At 71.4% G+C, this 16,965-nt stretch carries 15 protein-coding genes; 11 read left to right on the top strand and 4 right to left on the bottom strand.

Translation table 11 applies throughout. The features are described 5' to 3' along the window. The first annotated feature begins 61 nt into the window (after positions 1-61). Together QQY24_RS21675 and QQY24_RS21680 are read left to right on the top strand one after the other, a co-directional pair. Positions 62-1,672, top strand: coding sequence for an MFS transporter (locus QQY24_RS21675; protein WP_301974363.1), 1,611 nt, complete (start codon positions 62-64; stop codon positions 1,670-1,672). A gap of 231 nt (positions 1,673-1,903) precedes the next feature. Further along, positions 1,904-2,212 carry a small hydrophobic protein gene (locus tag QQY24_RS21680; RefSeq protein WP_301976319.1) on the top strand — a complete coding sequence of 103 codons (309 nt, stop codon included), beginning with the start codon at positions 1,904-1,906 and terminating at the stop codon, positions 2,210-2,212. A gap of 116 nt (positions 2,213-2,328) precedes the next feature. Here QQY24_RS21680 and QQY24_RS21685 read toward each other — a convergent pair whose 3' ends face one another. After that, positions 2,329-3,069, bottom strand: a complete 741-nt coding sequence (locus QQY24_RS21685; protein ID WP_301974364.1) for a potassium channel family protein — start codon at positions 3,067-3,069, stop codon at positions 2,329-2,331. Positions 3,070-3,141: 72 nt separating this feature from the next. Next, complete coding sequence (aceE, locus tag QQY24_RS21690) at positions 3,142-5,889, bottom strand: pyruvate dehydrogenase (acetyl-transferring), homodimeric type (protein ID WP_301974365.1); 2,748 nt, start codon at positions 5,887-5,889, stop codon at positions 3,142-3,144. A gap of 394 nt (positions 5,890-6,283) precedes the next feature. Between aceE and QQY24_RS21695 the strand changes: the two genes are divergently transcribed. From QQY24_RS21695 to QQY24_RS21720, 6 genes are all read left to right on the top strand, one after another. Further along, the gene (locus tag QQY24_RS21695) at positions 6,284-6,724 is read left to right on the top strand and encodes a DUF3052 domain-containing protein (RefSeq protein ID WP_301974366.1); all 441 of its coding nucleotides are present in this window, start codon (positions 6,284-6,286) and stop codon (positions 6,722-6,724) included. A gap of 120 nt (positions 6,725-6,844) precedes the next feature. Next, complete coding sequence (locus tag QQY24_RS21700; protein ID WP_301974367.1) at positions 6,845-7,303, top strand: peroxiredoxin; 459 nt, start codon at positions 6,845-6,847, stop codon at positions 7,301-7,303. Positions 7,304-7,440: 137 nt separating this feature from the next. After that, positions 7,441-8,016, top strand: coding sequence for a TerD family protein (locus QQY24_RS21705; RefSeq protein WP_301974368.1), 576 nt, complete (start codon positions 7,441-7,443; stop codon positions 8,014-8,016). Between the two features lie 100 nt (positions 8,017-8,116). Then, the gene (locus QQY24_RS21710; protein ID WP_301974369.1) at positions 8,117-8,695 is read left to right on the top strand and encodes a TerD family protein; all 579 of its coding nucleotides are present in this window, start codon (positions 8,117-8,119) and stop codon (positions 8,693-8,695) included. Positions 8,696-8,744: 49 nt separating this feature from the next. Next, complete coding sequence (locus QQY24_RS21715) at positions 8,745-9,884, top strand: DUF475 domain-containing protein (protein ID WP_301974370.1); 1,140 nt, start codon at positions 8,745-8,747, stop codon at positions 9,882-9,884. Between the two features lie 218 nt (positions 9,885-10,102). Next, positions 10,103-10,840 (top strand): Tellurium resistance, encoded by a 738-nt coding sequence (locus QQY24_RS21720; protein WP_301974371.1) that lies wholly within the window; start codon positions 10,103-10,105, stop codon positions 10,838-10,840. A gap of 29 nt (positions 10,841-10,869) precedes the next feature. Here QQY24_RS21720 and QQY24_RS21725 read toward each other — a convergent pair whose 3' ends face one another. Then, on the bottom strand, positions 10,870-11,676 hold the full coding sequence (locus tag QQY24_RS21725) for a TerD family protein (RefSeq protein WP_301974372.1): 807 nt from the start codon (positions 11,674-11,676) through the stop codon (positions 10,870-10,872). A gap of 171 nt (positions 11,677-11,847) precedes the next feature. Between QQY24_RS21725 and QQY24_RS21730 the strand changes: the two genes are divergently transcribed. From QQY24_RS21730 to QQY24_RS21740, 3 genes are read left to right on the top strand one after another with little or no spacing between them, the layout of a single operon-like run. Further along, positions 11,848-13,014 carry an HpcH/HpaI aldolase/citrate lyase family protein gene (locus QQY24_RS21730; protein WP_301974373.1) on the top strand — a complete coding sequence of 389 codons (1,167 nt, stop codon included), beginning with the start codon at positions 11,848-11,850 and terminating at the stop codon, positions 13,012-13,014. A 23-nt stretch (positions 13,015-13,037) separates the two neighbouring features. Beyond that, the gene (locus tag QQY24_RS21735; RefSeq protein WP_301974374.1) at positions 13,038-15,485 is read left to right on the top strand and encodes a phosphoribosyltransferase; all 2,448 of its coding nucleotides are present in this window, start codon (positions 13,038-13,040) and stop codon (positions 15,483-15,485) included. Continuing rightward, a complete protein-coding gene (locus QQY24_RS21740) occupies positions 15,485-16,315 on the top strand; it encodes an HAD family hydrolase (RefSeq protein WP_301974375.1) in 831 nt (276 codons plus the stop codon). The genes QQY24_RS21735 and QQY24_RS21740 overlap by 1 nt, the downstream gene beginning before the upstream one ends. 80 nt (positions 16,316-16,395) lie before the next feature. On the opposite strand, the gene QQY24_RS21745 is transcribed toward QQY24_RS21740, so the two are convergent. Further along, a complete protein-coding gene (locus QQY24_RS21745; protein ID WP_301974376.1) occupies positions 16,396-16,617 on the bottom strand; it encodes a zinc ribbon domain-containing protein in 222 nt (73 codons plus the stop codon). Positions 16,618-16,965 lie beyond the last annotated feature (348 nt).

Consider the following 16,965-nt stretch of genomic DNA (forward strand, 5'->3'; position numbering starts at 1 on the left):
TCAGTTACCGACTTGTGAATTGGTTTGTCAACTGTCAGCGGCTGTCACTAGCCTCACCGATATGACTAGTCAGACCACCATCGACGCGGCGGGGCCGGGGGGCGGTCCGGGCCCGGGGCCGGCCCCCGGCGCGGGACTGCGCGGCCATCCCTGGTTCACCCTCATCACCGTCGCCGTGGGCGTCATGATGGTGGCCCTGGACGGCACCATCGTGGCCATCGCCAACCCGGCGATCGGCAAGGACCTGCACGCCAGCTGGGCCCAGCTGCAGTGGATCACCAACGCCTACTTCCTGGCCCTGGCGGTCTCCCTGATCACCGCCGGCAAGCTGGGCGACCGGTTCGGGCACCGGCAGACCTTCCTGATCGGCGTGACCGGCTTCGCCGCCGCCTCCGGTGCCATCGGCCTGTCCGACAGCATCGCCGCGGTCGTCACCTTCCGCGTCTTCCAGGGCCTGTTCGGCGCGCTGCTGATGCCGGCCGCGCTCGGCCTGCTGCGGGCCACCTTCCCGGCCGGGAAGCTCAACATGGCGATCGGCATCTGGGGCATGGTGATCGGCGCCTCCACCGCGGGCGGCCCGATCCTGGGCGGCGTCCTGGTGGAGCACGTCAACTGGCAGTCCGTGTTCTTCATCAACGTGCCGGTCGGCGCCCTCGCCCTGGTCCTCGGCCTGTTGATCCTGCGGGACCACCGCGCGGAGAACGCCCCGCGCTCCTTCGACCTGCTCGGCATCGTCCTGCTGTCCGGCGCGATGTTCTGCCTGGTCTGGGCCCTCATCAAGGCTCCGGCCTGGGGCTGGGGCGACGGCCGGACCTGGCTGTTCATCCTCGTCTCCGTGGCCGGCTTCGCCCTGTTCTCCCTCTGGGAGACGAAGGTGAAGGAGCCGCTGATCCCGCTGGCGCTGTTCCGCTCGGTCCCGCTGTCCGCGGGTGTCGTCCTGATGGTCCTGATGGCCATCGCCTTCATGGGCGGCCTGTTCTTCGTCACCTTCTACCTGCAGAACGTCCACGGCATGAGCCCGATCGACGCCGGCCTGCACCTGCTGCCGCTGACCGGCATGATGATCGTCGGCTCCCCGCTCGCGGGCGTGATGATCACCAAGCTGGGCCCGCGCGTCCCGCTGGCGGGCGGCATGGCGCTCACCGCGGTCGCCATGTACGGCATGTCCACGCTGGACGAGGGCACGGGCAGCGCACTGATGTCCCTCTGGTTCGCCCTGCTCGGCCTCGGTCTCGCACCGGTCATGGTGGGCGCCACGGAGGTCATCGTCGGCAACGCGCCCATGGAGCTGTCGGGCGTGGCGGGCGGTCTGCAACAGGCCGCGATGCAGATCGGCGGCAGCCTGGGCACCGCGGTCCTCGGCGCCGTGATGGCCTCCAAGGTCGACAGCACCCTCGCGGACAACTGGGCCCGCGCCGGCCTGCCGAAGCTCCCCCCGGAGCAGCTGCACCAGGCGGCCGAGGCGGTCCAGCAGGGCGTCGCCCCGGTGACCGCGCAGACCCCGGCGCAGCTCGTCCCGGGGATCACCGAGGTCGCGCACCACACCTTCGTCTCCGGCATGAGTCTCGCCTCCCTGGTCGCCGCGGGCGTGGCGGCCGTCGCCGTCCTCGTCGCGCTGCTCACCAAGCGGGGCGAGAACGCGGAGGCGGGCGCGGGCGTGGGCCACATCTGACCCGCTTCCCCCTTCCGCGGCCCACGTTCACCCATCAGGGTGGCTCCGCTCAGGGTCCCTCGCCACGGACGCGCGTCGCAGGTCACAGTGGGTCAGGTCCTCCGCAGGGCACGGGAGGACGCCGGGACCGCGGCGCGCGCCGCCGGAGGGGGCGGCGCGCGCGGGTCTGTCCGCGCGAAACCGGGGTACCCGCTCGCCGAAGCCGAAATGTCCATGGCGACCAGGGAGTTGATGATGGCGGGCTTCGGGAACGGAACGCGCGGGTACCCCCGCTCACGCGGCCGGACATGGCAGCGGACCGGGCCGGACCGTGCGACGCTCGGGATCATCGGCGCCATCTGCGCGGTGGCCGGGTTCTTCGCACTGGGCATCGTCCTGGGCCCGGTGGCGATCTTCTGCGGCTGGCAGTCCATGGGCCGCAAGTGGTCCTCCGACCACTCCGTCCCCGCGCTGGTGGCCCTGGTCCTGGGCGCCATCGACACCCTGCTGGCCGTCATCGCCCTGGCCGGCGCGGCCACGTGGGGCCACGGCCTCCTGTAGCCCCACCGCCCGGCCGCCCCGTGCCCGCCCGCGCCCGCGCGGCCCGAGGGCCGCACGGCCGCGGGCGGTGTCCCGCGCGGCCGTGCGCCCTCGGGGTCACGGGGCGGGCGGCCTCCTCAGCGCCGCTGCTCCTCCCGCGCGGTCAGCCGGGCCACCTCGGCCCGCAGCAGGCGGATCTCCTCGGCCAGCGCGGTGATCGCCTCCGTCTGCCGCCGTTCCTCCACGTCGTCCTTGTCGAACCGCGCGATGAACCACGTGGCGATGTTCGCGGTCACGACGCCCAGCAGGGCGATCCCCGACAGCATCAGCCCGACCGCGATCATCCGTCCGAGCCCCGTGGTCGGCGCGTGGTCCCCGTACCCCACCGTCGTCATCGTCGTGAACGACCACCACACCGCGTCGCCCAGGGTCCGGATGTTCCCGTCCGGCGACTCCCGCTCCACCGACAGCACCGCCAGGGACCCGAACATCAGCAGCCCGATCACGGACCCCGCGACGTAGGTGGTCAGCCGGATCTGCGGAGCCATCCGCGCCCGCCGCCCCACCAGCAGCAGCGTCGACACCATGCGCAGCAGCCGGAGCGGCTGCAGTGCCGGCAGGACCACCGCGCACAGGTCGGGCCAGTGGGACCGCACGAACTCCGCGCGCCGCGGGGTGAGGGCCAGCCGCACCAGGCAGTCCGCGGCGAACGCGGCCCACACCACCCACTCCACGCCCGTGCACACGGCCGTCGCCGCACGGCTCGCGGAGCTGTCCACGATCGGCACGGCGTACGCGACGGCGAAACCCACAGTCAGTGCCAGCAGCGGCCGCTGAGTGCGCCGTTCCCACCGCTCCTGTGCCGTCCGTCGCTCCATGACCGCATAGTAAAGAAGAGGTAAGGGCGGTGGAGTCCCCACTCCACCGCCCTCGGCCGCAGCGCCGTGCCGCTACGCGTCGCCGCCCGCCGCCCCGGGGTCCGCGGCCGAGACGTCCAGCAGCTGGTACCGGTCGATGGCCTGCTTCAGCGCGGACCGGTCGACCCGGCCCTCCCGGGCCAGCTCGGTCAGCACTCCCACCACGATCGACTGCGCGTCGATGTGGAAGAACCGCCGCGCCGCGCCGCGGGTGTCGGCGAAGCCGAAGCCGTCCGCGCCCAGCGACTGGTACGTCCCGGGCACCCACCGCGCGATCTGGTCGGGAACGGACCGCATCCAGTCGGACACGGCCACGAACGGCCCCTCGGAGCCGCTGAGCTTGCGCGTCACGTACGGCACCCGCTGCTCCTCCTCCGGGTGCAGCAGGTTGTGCTCCTCGCAGGCCACGGCCTCGCGGCGCAGCTCGTTCCACGAGGTCGCCGACCAGACGTCGGCCCGCACGTTCCACTCCTCGGCGAGGATCCGCTGCGCCTCCAGCGCCCACGGCACCGCGACGCCGGACGCCATGATCTGCGCCGGGATCTCGCCGCCGGTGCCCTCACCGATCCTGTGGATGCCCTTGAGGATGCCCTCGACGTCCACGTCCGCCGGCTCGGCCGGGTGCTGGATGGGCTCGTTGTAGACGGTCAGGTAGTAGAAGACGTCCTCGCCGTGCGGGTGCTCGGCGTCGCCGGCGTACATCCGGCGCAGGCCGTCCTGGACGATGTGCGCGATCTCGTAGCCGTAGGCCGGGTCGTAGGCCACGCACGCGGGGTTGGTCGAGGCGAGCAGCTGCGAGTGCCCGTCCGCGTGCTGCAGGCCCTCACCGGTCAGGGTCGTGCGACCCGCGGTCGCGCCCAGGACGAAACCGCGCGCGAGCTGGTCGGCCATCTGCCAGAACTGGTCACCGGTGCGCTGGAAACCGAACATCGAGTAGAACACGTACACCGGGATCAGCGGCTCGCCGTGCGTGGCGTACGCCGAGCCGGCCGCGATCAGCGAGGCCGTGCAGCCCGCCTCGGAGATGCCGTCGTGCAGCATCTGGCCCGTCGGCGACTCCTTGTACGCGAGCAGCAGGTCGCGGTCCACCGCCTCGTACTGCTGGCCGAGCGGGTTGTAGATCTTCGCACTCGGGAAGAACGAGTCCATGCCGAACGTGCGGTACTCGTCCGGTGCGATCAGTACGAACCGCTTGCCGATCTCCTTGTCCCGCATGAGGTCCTTCAGCAACCGCACGAACGCCATGGTCGTGGCGATCGACTGCTGACCGGAGCCCTTCTTCACGCTCGCGTACGTCTTGTCGTCCGGCAGCGGCAGCGGCTCGGAGCGCACGACGCGCGTCGGGACGTACCCGCCGAGCGACTTGCGCCGGTCGTGCATGTACTGGATCTCCTCGGAGTCCCGGCCCGGGTGGTAGTACGGCGGCGCGCCGGACTCCAGTTCCCGGTTGGAGATCGGCAGGTGCAGCCGGTCCCGGAAGCGCTTCAGGTCGTCGACCGTGAGCTTCTTCATCTGGTGCGTGGCGTTGCGGCCCTCGAAGTTCGGGCCCAGCGTCCAGCCCTTGATCGTCTTGGCGAGGATGACCGTCGGCTGGCCCTTGTGCTCCTTGGCCGCCTTGAACGCCGCGTAGATCTTGCGGTGGTCGTGGCCGCCGCGGCCCAGGTGCAGGATCTGGTCGTCGGTCATGTCCTGCACCATCGCGCGCAGCCGGTGGTCGTCACCGAAGAAGTGCTCGCGGATGTAGGCGCCCGACTCGGTGGCGTAGGTCTGGAACTGGCCGTCGGGCGTCGTGTTCATCCTGTTGACGAGCACGCCGTCGCGGTCCTGGGCGAGCAGCGGGTCCCAGCTGCGGTCCCAGACCAGCTTGATCACGTTCCAGCCGGCACCCCGGAAGACCGACTCCAGCTCCTGGATGATCTTGCCGTTGCCGCGCACCGGCCCGTCCAGGCGCTGCAGGTTGCAGTTGACCACGAAGGTCAGGTTGTCCAGGCCCTCGCGCGCGGCGATGGACAGCTGGCCGAGCGACTCCGGCTCGTCCATCTCGCCGTCGCCGAGGAAGGCCCACACGTGTGACCGGGAGGTGTCGGCGATGCCGCGCGCCTCCATGTAGCGGTTCATCCGCGCCTGGTAGATCGCGCCGAGCGGGCCGAGCCCCATGGAGACGGTCGGGAACTCCCAGAAGTCCGGCATGGAGCGCGGGTGGGGGTAGCTGGACAGCCCGTTCGGGTGCTTCGACTTCTCCTGGCGGAACCCGTCGAGCTGCCCCTCGGTGAGCCGGTCGAGCAGGTACGCGCGCGCGTAGATGCCCGGGGAGGCGTGGCCCTGGAAGAAGACCTGGTCGCCGCCGTCGCCCTCGTCCTTGCCGCGGAAGAAGTGGTTGAAGCCCACGTCGTACAGCGAGGCCGAGGAGGCGAAGGTGGCGATGTGGCCGCCGACGCCGATGCCGGGGCGCTGGGCGCGCGAGACCATCACGGCAGCGTTCCAGCGCGTCGCGTTCAGGATCCTGCGCTCGATCTCCTCGTTGCCCGGGAAGAACGGCTCGCTCTTGGTGGGAATGGTGTTGACGTAGTCCGTGCTGCGCATCTCGGGCACGGCCACGCGCTTCTCGCGGGCCCGCTCGATCAGGCGGAGCATCAGGTAACGGGCCCGCTCCCGGCCGCGCTCGTCCACGGCGGCGTCGAGGGAGTCGAGCCACTCCTGGGTCTCTTCGGGATCGAAGTCAGGAACCTGACTCGGAAGGCCGCCAATGATGATCGGATTGCGATCGGATCCGGAAGCCACGCTGTTCCTTACCTGTCAGAGGGCCACTGGTACTCGTGCCTACTATTCGTGTCTGCACCGGTTCCCATCGTGTACCTCGGGACGGCGCACGTCATCTCTACCGGTCAAAACGCAACGATACGCCCGGGGTGCGACGGGGATGGCAAGGTTGTTCGGCGGGTGTGACGACGGATGATTCCGATCCGAGCAAACCGGGCACATCGGTGTGAGGTGGTTCCCCGGGAATCGGGATACGGTGCCAGGAGTTGCGGCGACACGGCCGGGATCGTCACCGTTTCGGCGGTCCGGAGGGCCGGGTACTTGCGCGATCGGTCCCGCCCGTGTGGACTACGGCCAATGCTTCGCGCACGCGCGTGGCTGAGACATTCACCAAGACATGATCAGGAGGCAACCCGTGAGCGCGACCGCGGACCACGCGGAGGAGCGGACGAACCCTGCCGCCAGGCTGGGGTTCCAGCCCGGGCAGGTGGTCCAGGAGATCGGCTACGACGAGGACGTCGATCAGGAGCTTCGCGAGGCCATTGAGGAAGCCGTCGAAGGCGACCTGATGGACGAGGACTACGACGACGTGGCCGACGCCGTCGTGCTGTGGTTCCGTGACGAGGACGGCGACCTGACCGATGTGCTGGTGGACGCCACCACGTACATCGAGGAGGGTGGCGCCATCCTGCTCCTCACGCCGAAGACCGGCCGTGCGGGGTACGTGGAACCGAGCGACATCTCGGAAGCCGCGACGACCGCCGGCCTGACCGCGTCCAAGAGCGTCAGCGTGGGCAAGGACTGGAGCGGCTCGCGTCTGGCGACGCCGAAGGCCGCCAAGTCCGGCAAGAGGTAGCCGCCCCGTCCCCGGGCGGCGGACGACCCGTCCGCCGCCCGGCGGTGACGGCTGCGTAGGGTGGCCGGGGGCGTTTGCCGCGCCCTCATCCGAACAGCCCACCGAAAGGGATGCACGACGATGGCGATCCAGGTCGGCGACAAGGCACCCGACTTCGAACTGAAGGACAACCACGGCCGCACCGTGCGGCTCTCCGACTTCCGCGGGGACAAGAACGTGGTGCTCCTCTTCTACCCCTTCGCCTTCACCGGCGTGTGCACCGGCGAGCTGTGCGAGCTGCGCGACAACCTGCCGCAGTTCTCCGACCGCGACACCCGGCTGCTCGCCGTCTCGAACGACTCCATCCACACCCTGCGCGTCTTCGCCGAGCAGGAGGGCCTGGAGTACCCGCTGCTGAGCGACTTCTGGCCGCACGGCGAGGTCTCGCGCGCCTACGGCGTCTTCGACGAGGACAAGGGCTGCGCCGTCCGCGGCACCTTCGTCATCGACAAGGAGGGCGTCGTGCGGTGGACCGTGGTCAACGGCCTGCCCGACGCGCGCGACCTGAACGACTACGTCAGGGCGCTCGACGCCCTGTGAGCCGCCGCGCGGGCCGGCATCCGTGACGCGTGGCGTCAGGTCCGCCGAGGGCGGGAACCCGTCACTAGGATCGGCACGTTGATCCCCTATCCGAAGCACGACGGGGCTCCCGCCCCAGGACACCACATGGAGGACCCGTGGGAGTCAGCCTCAGCAAGGGCGGCAACGTATCGCTGACGAAGGAGGCCCCGGGCCTGACGGCCGTCATCGTCGGTCTGGGGTGGGACGTGCGCACCACGACCGGCACCGACTTCGACCTCGACGCCAGCGCGCTGCTGCTGAACAACTCCGGCAAGGTCGCGAGCGACCAGCACTTCGTCTTCTTCAACAACCTCAAGAGCCCCGAGGGCTCGGTCGAGCACACCGGTGACAACCTCACCGGCGAGGGCGAGGGCGACGACGAACAGATCAAGGTCCACCTGGCCGGCGTCCCGACCGACGTCGAGAAGATCGTCTTCCCGGTGTCGATCTACGACGCCGAGAACCGCCAGCAGTCCTTCGGCCAGGTCCGCAACGCCTTCATCCGCGTGGTGAACCAGGCCAACCAGCAGGAGATCGCCCGCTACGACCTGAGCGAGGACGCCTCCACCGAGACCGCCATGGTCTTCGGCGAGCTGTACCGGCACGGCGCGGAGTGGAAGTTCCGCGCCATCGGCCAGGGGTACGCCTCCGGCCTGCGCGGCATCGCGCAGGACTTCGGCGTCAACGTCTGACGTCCGGCAGCCTCCGCATCCGTCCGGCGCCGCTCCGTTCGGGAGCGGCGCCGGACGTGCAGGGCAACCAGGGAAGCACCATCAGGGGAGGACCAGCATCATGGGCGTCACGCTCGCCAAGGGAGGCAACGTCTCCCTCTCCAAGGCCGCACCGAACCTCACCAACGTCCTGATCGGACTCGGCTGGGACGCGCGGTCCACCACTGGCGCCCCCTTCGACCTGGACGCCAGCGCGCTGCTGTGCGACGCCGGGAACCGGGTGCTGGGCGACGAATGGTTCATCTTCTACAACCAGCTCACCAGCCCCGACGGCTCGGTGGAGCACACGGGCGACAACCTCACCGGTGAGGGCGAGGGCGACGACGAGTCCCTCCTGGTGGACCTCGCCAAGGTGCCGGCCGGCTGCGAGAAGATCGTCTTCCCCGTCTCGATCCACCTGGCCGACGAGCGCGGCCAGACCTTCGGCCAGGTCTCCAACGCCTTCATCCGGGTGGTCAACCAGGCCGACGGCCAGGAACTGGCCCGCTACGACCTGAGCGAGGACGCCTCCACCGAGACCGCCATGATCTTCGGCGAGCTGTACCGGTACCAGGGCGAGTGGAAGTTCCGAGCGGTCGGACAGGGGTACGCGTCGGGGCTGCGGGGCATCGCTCTAGACTTCGGAGTCAACGTTTCGTAAAGCCGCGTACGGCGCGGGGGAGATCCGTACACACACGATGGGGGAGCCAGTGCTTCTGAAAACCTTCGGCTGGTCGTTCGCGGTCACCGCGCTCGGTCTGGTCGCGGCGGCGTTCTACGGGGGGTGGACCGCCTTCGGCATCGTGGCGATCCTCGCCGTCCTGGAGATCTCGCTGTCGTTCGACAACGCGGTGGTCAACGCCGGGATCCTGAAGAAGATGAGCGCCTTCTGGCAGAAGATCTTCCTCACGGTCGGCGTGCTCATCGCCGTCTTCGGCATGCGGCTGGTGTTCCCCGTCGTCATCGTCGCCATCAGCGCCAAGATGGGTCCGGTCGAGGCCGTCAACCTCGCGCTCAACAACAAGGACCGCTACCAGGAGCTGGTCACCGACGCCCACCCGGCGATCGCCGCCTTCGGCGGCATGTTCCTGCTGATGATCTTCCTCGACTTCATCTTCGAGGACCGGGACATCCAGTGGCTGCGCTGGATCGAGCGGCCGCTGGCCAAGCTCGGCAAGGTCGACATGCTGTCGGTCTGCATCTCCCTGATCGTCCTGCTCATCACCGCCTTCACCTTCGCCGCCCACGCCCACCAGCACGGCGGCTCCCACGTCGACAAGGCCCAGACCGTGCTGATCGCCGGGATCGCCGGCCTGATCACCTACATGGTCGTCGGCGGCCTGTCCGGCCACTTCGAGAACAGGCTGGAGGCGGAGGAGGAACGCGAGCACGAGCAGGAGGAGGAGGCCGTCCGCAGCGGCAAGCAGCGCTCGGCGGTGGTCCTGGCCGGCCAGGCCGCGTTCTTCATGTTCCTCTACCTGGAGGTCCTGGACGCGTCCTTCTCCTTCGACGGCGTGATCGGCGCCTTCGCCATCACCAACGACATCGTGCTGATGGCGCTGGGCCTCGGCATCGGGGCGATGTACGTCCGGTCGCTGACGGTCTACCTCGTCCGCCAGGGCACCCTGGACGACTACGTCTACCTGGAGCACGGCGCCCACTACGCGATCGGCGCCCTGGCCGTGATCCTCATGGTCACCATCCAGTACGAGATCAACGAGGTCGTCACCGGTCTGGTCGGCGTCGTCCTGATCGCCTGGTCCTTCTGGTCCTCCGTCCGCCGCAACCGCGTCCTGGCGGCCGCCGAGGGCAGGAGCGACGACAAGGCCGAGGTCTCCTCCGGCGTCTGACCGTTCCCCGCCCCCCGGGGTCCTTCCTCCGGACCGGGCCGGATCGGGGAGCGGTGCCGGGACACGCGGGCCCGGCGGGGTTCGAACGGCAGGACCCAAGGGCGAGATCGGGGACGGGACGGGGTGTGACGCCCCGCGCGGTGAGGAACGCTCTGATCGGGGCGGCCGGCAGGGACCGGCCGCCCCGACGGCAGAGGAAAGAGCACCTGGGGGCGGGAATGGGTTTCTTCGACGGACTGCGCGGCGGACGCACCGCCGACTTCGACTCGGGCAGCGCCGCGAGCAACGCGATCGAACTGACCAGGCGGCACCAGCGGGTGTCCCTGACCAAACAGGACGCGGCCACCGGCCACCTGCGCGTCAACCTCGCCTGGCGGATGCGCACCTCCGACTTCAACACCACCCAGCGGGCCGGCCTGCTCCGGCACCCCTTCCGGGCCCTGAAACCCCCGGAGATCCTCGGGCACGGGCAGAGCATGGTCGACGTCGACCTCGACCTGGGCTGCCTGTACGAGCTGAGCGACGGCACGAAGGGCGTCGTCCAGCCCCTCGGCGGCTACCTCGGCGACGTCAACTCCCCGCCGTACGTCAAGCTCAGCGGGGACGACCGGTTCGGGTCCGGGTCCGGCGAGACGATGTACGTCAACCTCGACCACCGGGACGAGATCAAGCGGCTGCTGGTCTTCGTGTACATCTACGACCGCACCCCGGCCTTCGACCGCACCCACGCGGTCGTCACGCTCTACCCGAGCAACGGGCCGCGGATCGAGATAGGCCTGGACGAGCGGCACCCGCAGGCGCGCTCCTGCGCGGTCGTGATGATCGAGAACGTGAAGGGGGAGCTGACGGTCCGGCGCGAGGTGAAGTTCGTGTACGGCTTCCAGGGCGAGCTGGACCGGCTCTACGGGTGGGGCCTGACCTGGGGGCGCGGGTACAAGACCAAGGCGGACCGCTAGGGCGGGCCCCCACCACGGGCGCGCCGCGCCTACCGCCCGATGAACTGGGGTCCCTGGGGCGGCAGGCGGAAGTCCGGGTCGGCGGGGGGCGCCGCCGGGACCGGCCGGGGCTGGGGGTAGCCGTAGGAGGGCTGGACCGTCGCGGGCTGCGGGTAGCCGTAGGCGGGCTGCTGCGGGGCGGCCGGCTGCGGATAGCCGTAAGCCGGCCGGGCCGGTGCCACGGTGGGCTGCTCGGGCGGGAGCGGCTGGGAGGCCGTCTCGGGCAGCGCCCGGCGCGGCTGCTCCTGCGCCTCCGACTCGTCCACCGAGATGCCGAAGTCCGTGGCGAGGCCCCTCAGCCCGTTGGAGTACCCCTCGCCCAGGGCGCGGAACTTCCAGCCGTCCCCGCGCCGGTACAGCTCGCCGCAGATCAGGGCGGTCTCCGAGCCGGTCTCCGGCCTGATCTCGAAGCGGGCCAGCGGCTGCCCGCCGGCGACCGCCGCGTCGTACAGCAGGATGCACAGGGCCGGGACCCGGTCGAAGGGGACGCCGTCCGCCGAGGCGACCAGCAGGATGCGGCCGATGCCGGGCTCCACACCGGTGAGGTCCGACTGGATCGTGTCGGTCAGTCCCTCGGCGACGCGCTTCTTGCCGAGCCGCCACACCGCGCCGGAAGGGTGCCGGGGCTGGTTGTAGAAGACGAAGTCCTCGTCGGAGCGCACACGGCCGCCGGGGCCCAGCAGCAGCGCCGAGGCGTCCACGTCCGGGACCCCCTGGCCGGCGGTCCAGCGCACCACGGCACGCACCGCGGTGGCCTCCAGCGGGACGTTCGACCCCTTCAGCATGGCGTGCGTCATGCGGTCATCCTGCCTTCCCGGGCCCGGCCGCGACAATGCGGGGGTGCCCCGTGACATGGGCGGGTTACCGGGAATTCATGCCGGGAGGGAACCTGGGACACAGAGCCCTACGTACTATTACCGGCCACCCTTTACCGATTACACAGGTTTCACGGCGCCGCGAGGAGTCCCATGCGTCATTTCGGGCACATCGCCCCCGAGGTGCTCAGGCGCCTCTTCCACCGGGAGCCGTGCGCGTTCACCGCCGACTCCCCGGCCCGGCTCCTCTCCGCGGCCCTGGGCGCCACGCTCTACAGCCCGGCCACCCGGCCGAGGCTCGCCGACGACATCGGCAAGCAGGCGGCCGCCGGCGTGGTCTCGATGGTGCTGTGCCTGGAGGACTCCATCGGCGACGAGGACGTCGCGGAGGGCGAGGACAACCTCGTGCGGCAGTTCGCCGACCTCCACGCCCGCCCGGGGGCCGAACCGCCCCTGCTCTTCATCCGGGTGCGCACCCCCGGGCAGATCCCCGACCTCGTCCGGCGCCTCGGCCCGTCCGCGCGGCTGCTGTCCGGGTTCGTCCTGCCCAAGTTCACCGAGGAACGCGGCATCCCCTTCCTGGAGGCGCTGGCCACCGCCGAGCACACCGGCGGACGCCGCCTCTTCGCCATGCCCGTGCTGGAGTCCCCCGAACTGCTGTACCGCGAGTCGCGGGCGGAGACCCTGGAGGGCGTCTTCCGCGCGGTCGACAAGTACCGCGACCGGGTGCTCGCGCTGCGCCTGGGCGTGACCGACTTCTGCTCCTCCTACGGGCTGCGCCGCGCCCCCGACATGACCGCGTACGACGTCCAGATCGTCGCCTCCGTGATCGCCGACGTGGTCAACATGTTCGGCCGCGCCGACGGCACCGGCTTCACCGTGACCGGGCCCGTCTGGGAGTACTTCCGGGCCTCCGAACGCATGTTCAAGCCGCAGTTGCGGCAGAGCCCGTTCGCCGAGGTGCAGGCCGTCGAACTGCGCGAAAGGCTCATCGAGCGCGCCATGGACGGGCTGCTGCGGGAGATCTCCCTGGACCAGGCCAACGGCCTGCTCGGCAAGACCTGCATCCACCCCTCGCACGTCCTGCCCGTGCACGCGTTGTCCGTGGTCAGCCACGAGGAGTACAGCGACGCCCAGGACATCCTGCGGCCGGAACGCGGCGGCGGGGGCGTACTCCGGTCGGCCTACACGAACAAGATGAACGAAGTGAAGCCGCACCGCGCCTGGGCCGAGCGGACCCTGCTGCGCGCCGAGGTGTTCGGCGTCGCCAACGAGGACGTCGGCTTCGTGGAACTGCTCGCCGCCGGAATACCCGGCTGACCCTTCCCACATCCAAGGAACGCATGAAGAACGCAGTGAACGACGGGGTCTGGTCCGGCAGCTGGGTCGCCGAGCGGCTCGGGGTCGAACTGGAGGGCGACGACGGACTGCCGGCCCTGCTCGGGCTCGCGCTGCGCCGCAACCCCAAGCGGGCCCACCTGCTCGTCTCCCACGTGCTGGGCAAACACGTACCGCAGTCGCCGTCCGTGGTCTACGGCCACGGCTTCCGCCTCGGCCGCCGGGTCCGCGCCCTGCTCGGCGACACCGGGGCCGCCGCGGCCGTCGTCCTCGGCTACGCGGAGACCGCCACCGCCCTCGGCCACTCGGTCGCCGACGGCTTCGGCCCCGCCCCGTACCTGCACTCCACCCGCCGCCCGGTCCCCGGCGTGGCACGGGCCGGCGGCTTCGAGGAGTCCCACTCCCACGCCACCTCCCACCTGCTGCTCCCCGAGGACCCGGCCCTGCTGTCCGGCGACGGCCCGCTGGTCCTGGTCGACGACGAGTTCTCCACCGGCAACACGGTCCTCAACACCATCCGCGACCTGCACGCCCGCCACCCCCGGGGACGGTACGTGGTGGTCGCCCTGGTCGACATGCGCTCCGCCGAGGACACCGCCCGCCTGCGGCGGTTCGCCGCCGGCATCGGCGCCCGGGTGGACGTGGTCGCGGTGGCGTCCGGCACCGTACGCCTGCCCGAGGACGTGCTGGCCAGGGGCCGGGAACTGGTCGCCCGGCACGAGTCCGCGCAGGACGTGCCCGGGCCGCCGCACGGCCGCGTCGCCCGCGTCGACCTGCGCTGGCCCCCGGGCCTGCCCGACGGCGGCCGGCACGGCTTCACGCCCGCCCACCGGGCCCGCCTGGAGTCCGCGCTGCCCGCCATGGGCGCCCGCCTCGCCGAGGCGCTGCCCGCCGGCGCCCGGCGGGTCCTCGTGCTCGGCTGCGAGGAGCTGATGTACGCCCCGCTGCGCCTGGCCCGCGAGCTGGAGCAGATCGTGCCGGCCCAGGTGCGCTTCTCCACCACCACCCGCTCTCCCGTCCTCGCGGTCGACGACCCCGGCTACGCGATACGCACCCGCCTGGTCTTCCCCGCCCACGACGACCCGGCCGACGGCCCCGGCGACCGCTACGCCTACAACGTCGCGGGCGCCGCCTTCGACGCCGTCGTCGCGGTGGTCGACTCCGCCGCCGACACCCCCGCCCTGCACGGGCCCGGCGGCCTGCTGGACCGCCTCGCCGCCCACAGCCCGCACGTCCTGCTCGCGGTCGTCCCCGCCCACGTCCCCGCGCCCCCCGCCCCCTCCGAAAGGCCGGTCATGCTGCCCGACCCCCTCCGCGGTCCCGCCTTCTCCTCGTACCCGCCCGAGGAGGTCGGCTGGCTGCTGCAGGACCTGTCGGACGTGGCCCTGGAGGCGCCGGCCGAGGAGCGCGAGGAGGCCGTCCAGAGCGGCGGCGCGCACTACGCCGAGTCACTGCCGGTGGAGTACCAGCCCAGCGAGCAGTACCAGGGCCTGTTCCGCACGGCCCTGGACGCCTCCGCCGCGCGCCTGGCCCGGGCCGTCGGCGTGGTCACCGAGACGGTCGTCGCGGAGCGCTCGCCGCGCCCGGTGCTGGTCTCACTGGCCCGCGCCGGCACCCCGGTCGGCGTGCTGATGCGCCGCTGGGCCCGGTTCCGGCACGGCCTGGAACTCCCGCACTACGCCGTCTCGATCGTCCGGGGCCGCGGCATCGACGCCAACGCGCTGCGCTGGCTGGCCGCCCACCACGACCCCCGGGACGTCGTCTTCGTCGACGGCTGGACCGGCAAGGGCGCCATCACCCGCGAACTCACCCAGGCCCTGGCGGAGTTCGAGGAGCGGGAGGGCGTCACCGGCTTCGACCCGGAGATCGCCGTCCTCGCCGACCCCGGCTCCTGCGTGCGCACCTACGGCACCCGCGAGGACTTCCTCATCCCGTCCGCCTGCCTGAACTCCACCGTCTCCGGCCTGGTGTCGCGCACCGTCCTGCGCGCGGACCTGGTCGGCCCGGACGACTACCACGGCGCCAAGTTCTACCGCGAACTCGCCGGCGCCGACGTCTCCGTCGCCTTCCTCGACGCCGTCTCCGCCCGCTTCCCGGAGGTCACCGACACCGTCGACGCGGCCGTCGAGGAGCTGACCGCGCAGGACCGCACGCCAACCTGGGCGGGCTGGCGGGCCGTCGAGCGGATCAGCGAGGAGTACGGCATCCACGACGTGAACCTCGTCAAGCCCGGCGTCGGCGAGACCACCCGGGTGCTGCTGCGCCGGGTGCCGTGGAAGATCCTCGCCCGGGCCGGCGCGGGCGCCGACCTGGACCACGTACGCCTGCTCGCCGCACAGCGCGGCGTGCCGGTGGAGGAGGTCGGCGAACTGCCCTACACCTGCGTGGGGCTGATCCACCCCCGGTACACGCGGGGCGCCACCGGCGCCGACGGCAGGGCGGTGAACGTCTGATGCCGGTACTGGTGGCGAGCGACCTGGACCGCACGCTGATCTACTCCGCGGCGGCCCTGGCGCTGACCATGCCGGACGCGCGGGCGCCCCGGCTGCTGTGCGTGGAGGTCCACGAGAGCAGGCCGCTGTCCTACCTGACCGAGACGGCCGCCCGGCTGCTGGCGGACCTCGGCGGCACCGCCGTCTTCACACCGACCACCACCCGCACGCGCAGGCAGTACCAGCGCATCAACCTGCCGGGTCCGCCGCCGAAGTACGCGATCTGCGCCAACGGCGGGCACCTGCTGGTGGACGGGGCCACGGACCGGGACTGGCACGCCGGGGTGCTGGCCCGGCTCGCCGACGAGTGCGCGCCGCTGGCGGAGGTCCGCGAGCACCTGACGAGGTCCGCCGACCCCGTCTGGGTGCGCAAGCACCGGGTCGCCGAGGACCTGTTCGCCTACCTGGTCGTCGAGCGCGAGCTGCTGCCCGGGGACTGGGTGAAGGAACTGGCGGTGTGGGCGGAGGACCGGGGCTGGACCGTCTCCCTCCAGGGCCGGAAGATCTACGCCGTCCCCAAGCCGCTCACCAAGAGCGCGGCCGTCCGCGAGGTCGCCCGGCGCACCGGCGCGCGCCTGACCCTGGCCGCCGGGGACTCCCTGCTGGACGCCGACCTGCTGCTCGCCGCCGACCGCGGCTGGCGGCCCGGCCACGGCGAGCTGGCCGAAACGGAGTGGACCGCCCCGGCGGTCAGCGCCCTGCCGGAGCGGGGGGTGCTGGCCGGGGAGCGGATCCTGCGCGAGTTCCTGCGGGCGGCCGGGGAGGCGCCGGGGACGGGTCAATGGCCGTAGGCCCGCGGTCGTGGGCCCCCGCGGGGGTCGGCTCCTGTTGACGGCGTGCGCAGGCCCGCCCCCCGTGGGCGCCCCGCCGGTCAGCCGCAGCACCCCCCGCCACAGCAGCCGCCGCCCCCGCCCGGCCGGGGCGCGGCGGCGGCCGGGGCGGACGAGGCGCCGCCCACGGCCACCGTCGACAGCAGTTTGACCGTGTCGTCGTGGCCCGCGGGGCAGGCGGCGGGGGCGGAGGACTCCGCCATGGGGCGGCTCAGTTCGAAGGTGTCGCCGCAGGTCCGGCAGCGGTACTCGTAACGAGGCATGCCCCCAGGTTAACCGGCGTGTCCCTGATCACAGCGCCTCAAAGTTTCATGAGTGTTCGCTCACCTTCGATACTGGTGCGGAGATATTGAAAAGATCGCTGATAATTTGACCGAGCCGCGACGAGCCGTAAGACCGGAGGAATGAGGGGGAACCGCGCCGCGACCAGCGCGGCCCCCGCTCTGTCCGACCGCGCGCGCAGGAACGAGTGCGAGGGGAGACGCAGCCGTGACCGACGCATGGCAGCGGACGGACGATTCCGAGGGCGACGACGAAGCCCCGTCCGGAGGACAACGGCCGGTGGAGAGGGACGCCACGCTCCACCTGAAGGTTGACGGCCTGCGGGCGGA

Origin of the sequence: Streptomyces sp. TG1A-8, from assembly GCF_030499535.1 — a bacterium.
In the GTDB taxonomy this organism is placed as follows: domain Bacteria; phylum Actinomycetota; class Actinomycetes; order Streptomycetales; family Streptomycetaceae; genus Streptomyces.

Bases quoted from the DNA above. Each gene is read 5' to 3' on its own strand.
- QQY24_RS21675 (WP_301974363.1), top strand. From the start codon at position 62: ATGACTAGTCAGACCACCATCGACGCGGCGGGGCCGGGGGGCGGTCCG.
- QQY24_RS21745 (WP_301974376.1), bottom strand. From the start codon at position 16,617: ATGCCTCGTTACGAGTACCGCTGCCGGACCTGCGGCGACACCTTCGAA.
- QQY24_RS21720 (WP_301974371.1), top strand. From the start codon at position 10,103: ATGGGTTTCTTCGACGGACTGCGCGGCGGACGCACCGCCGACTTCGAC.
- QQY24_RS21685 (WP_301974364.1), bottom strand. From the start codon at position 3,069: ATGGAGCGACGGACGGCACAGGAGCGGTGGGAACGGCGCACTCAGCGG.
- QQY24_RS21740 (WP_301974375.1), top strand. From the start codon at position 15,485: ATGCCGGTACTGGTGGCGAGCGACCTGGACCGCACGCTGATCTACTCC.
- QQY24_RS21710 (WP_301974369.1), top strand. From the start codon at position 8,117: ATGGGCGTCACGCTCGCCAAGGGAGGCAACGTCTCCCTCTCCAAGGCC.
- QQY24_RS21700 (WP_301974367.1), top strand. From the start codon at position 6,845: ATGGCGATCCAGGTCGGCGACAAGGCACCCGACTTCGAACTGAAGGAC.
- QQY24_RS21735 (WP_301974374.1), top strand. From the start codon at position 13,038: ATGAAGAACGCAGTGAACGACGGGGTCTGGTCCGGCAGCTGGGTCGCC.
- QQY24_RS21680 (WP_301976319.1), top strand. From the start codon at position 1,904: ATGATGGCGGGCTTCGGGAACGGAACGCGCGGGTACCCCCGCTCACGC.
- QQY24_RS21725 (WP_301974372.1), bottom strand. From the start codon at position 11,676: ATGACGCACGCCATGCTGAAGGGGTCGAACGTCCCGCTGGAGGCCACC.
- QQY24_RS21730 (WP_301974373.1), top strand. From the start codon at position 11,848: ATGCGTCATTTCGGGCACATCGCCCCCGAGGTGCTCAGGCGCCTCTTC.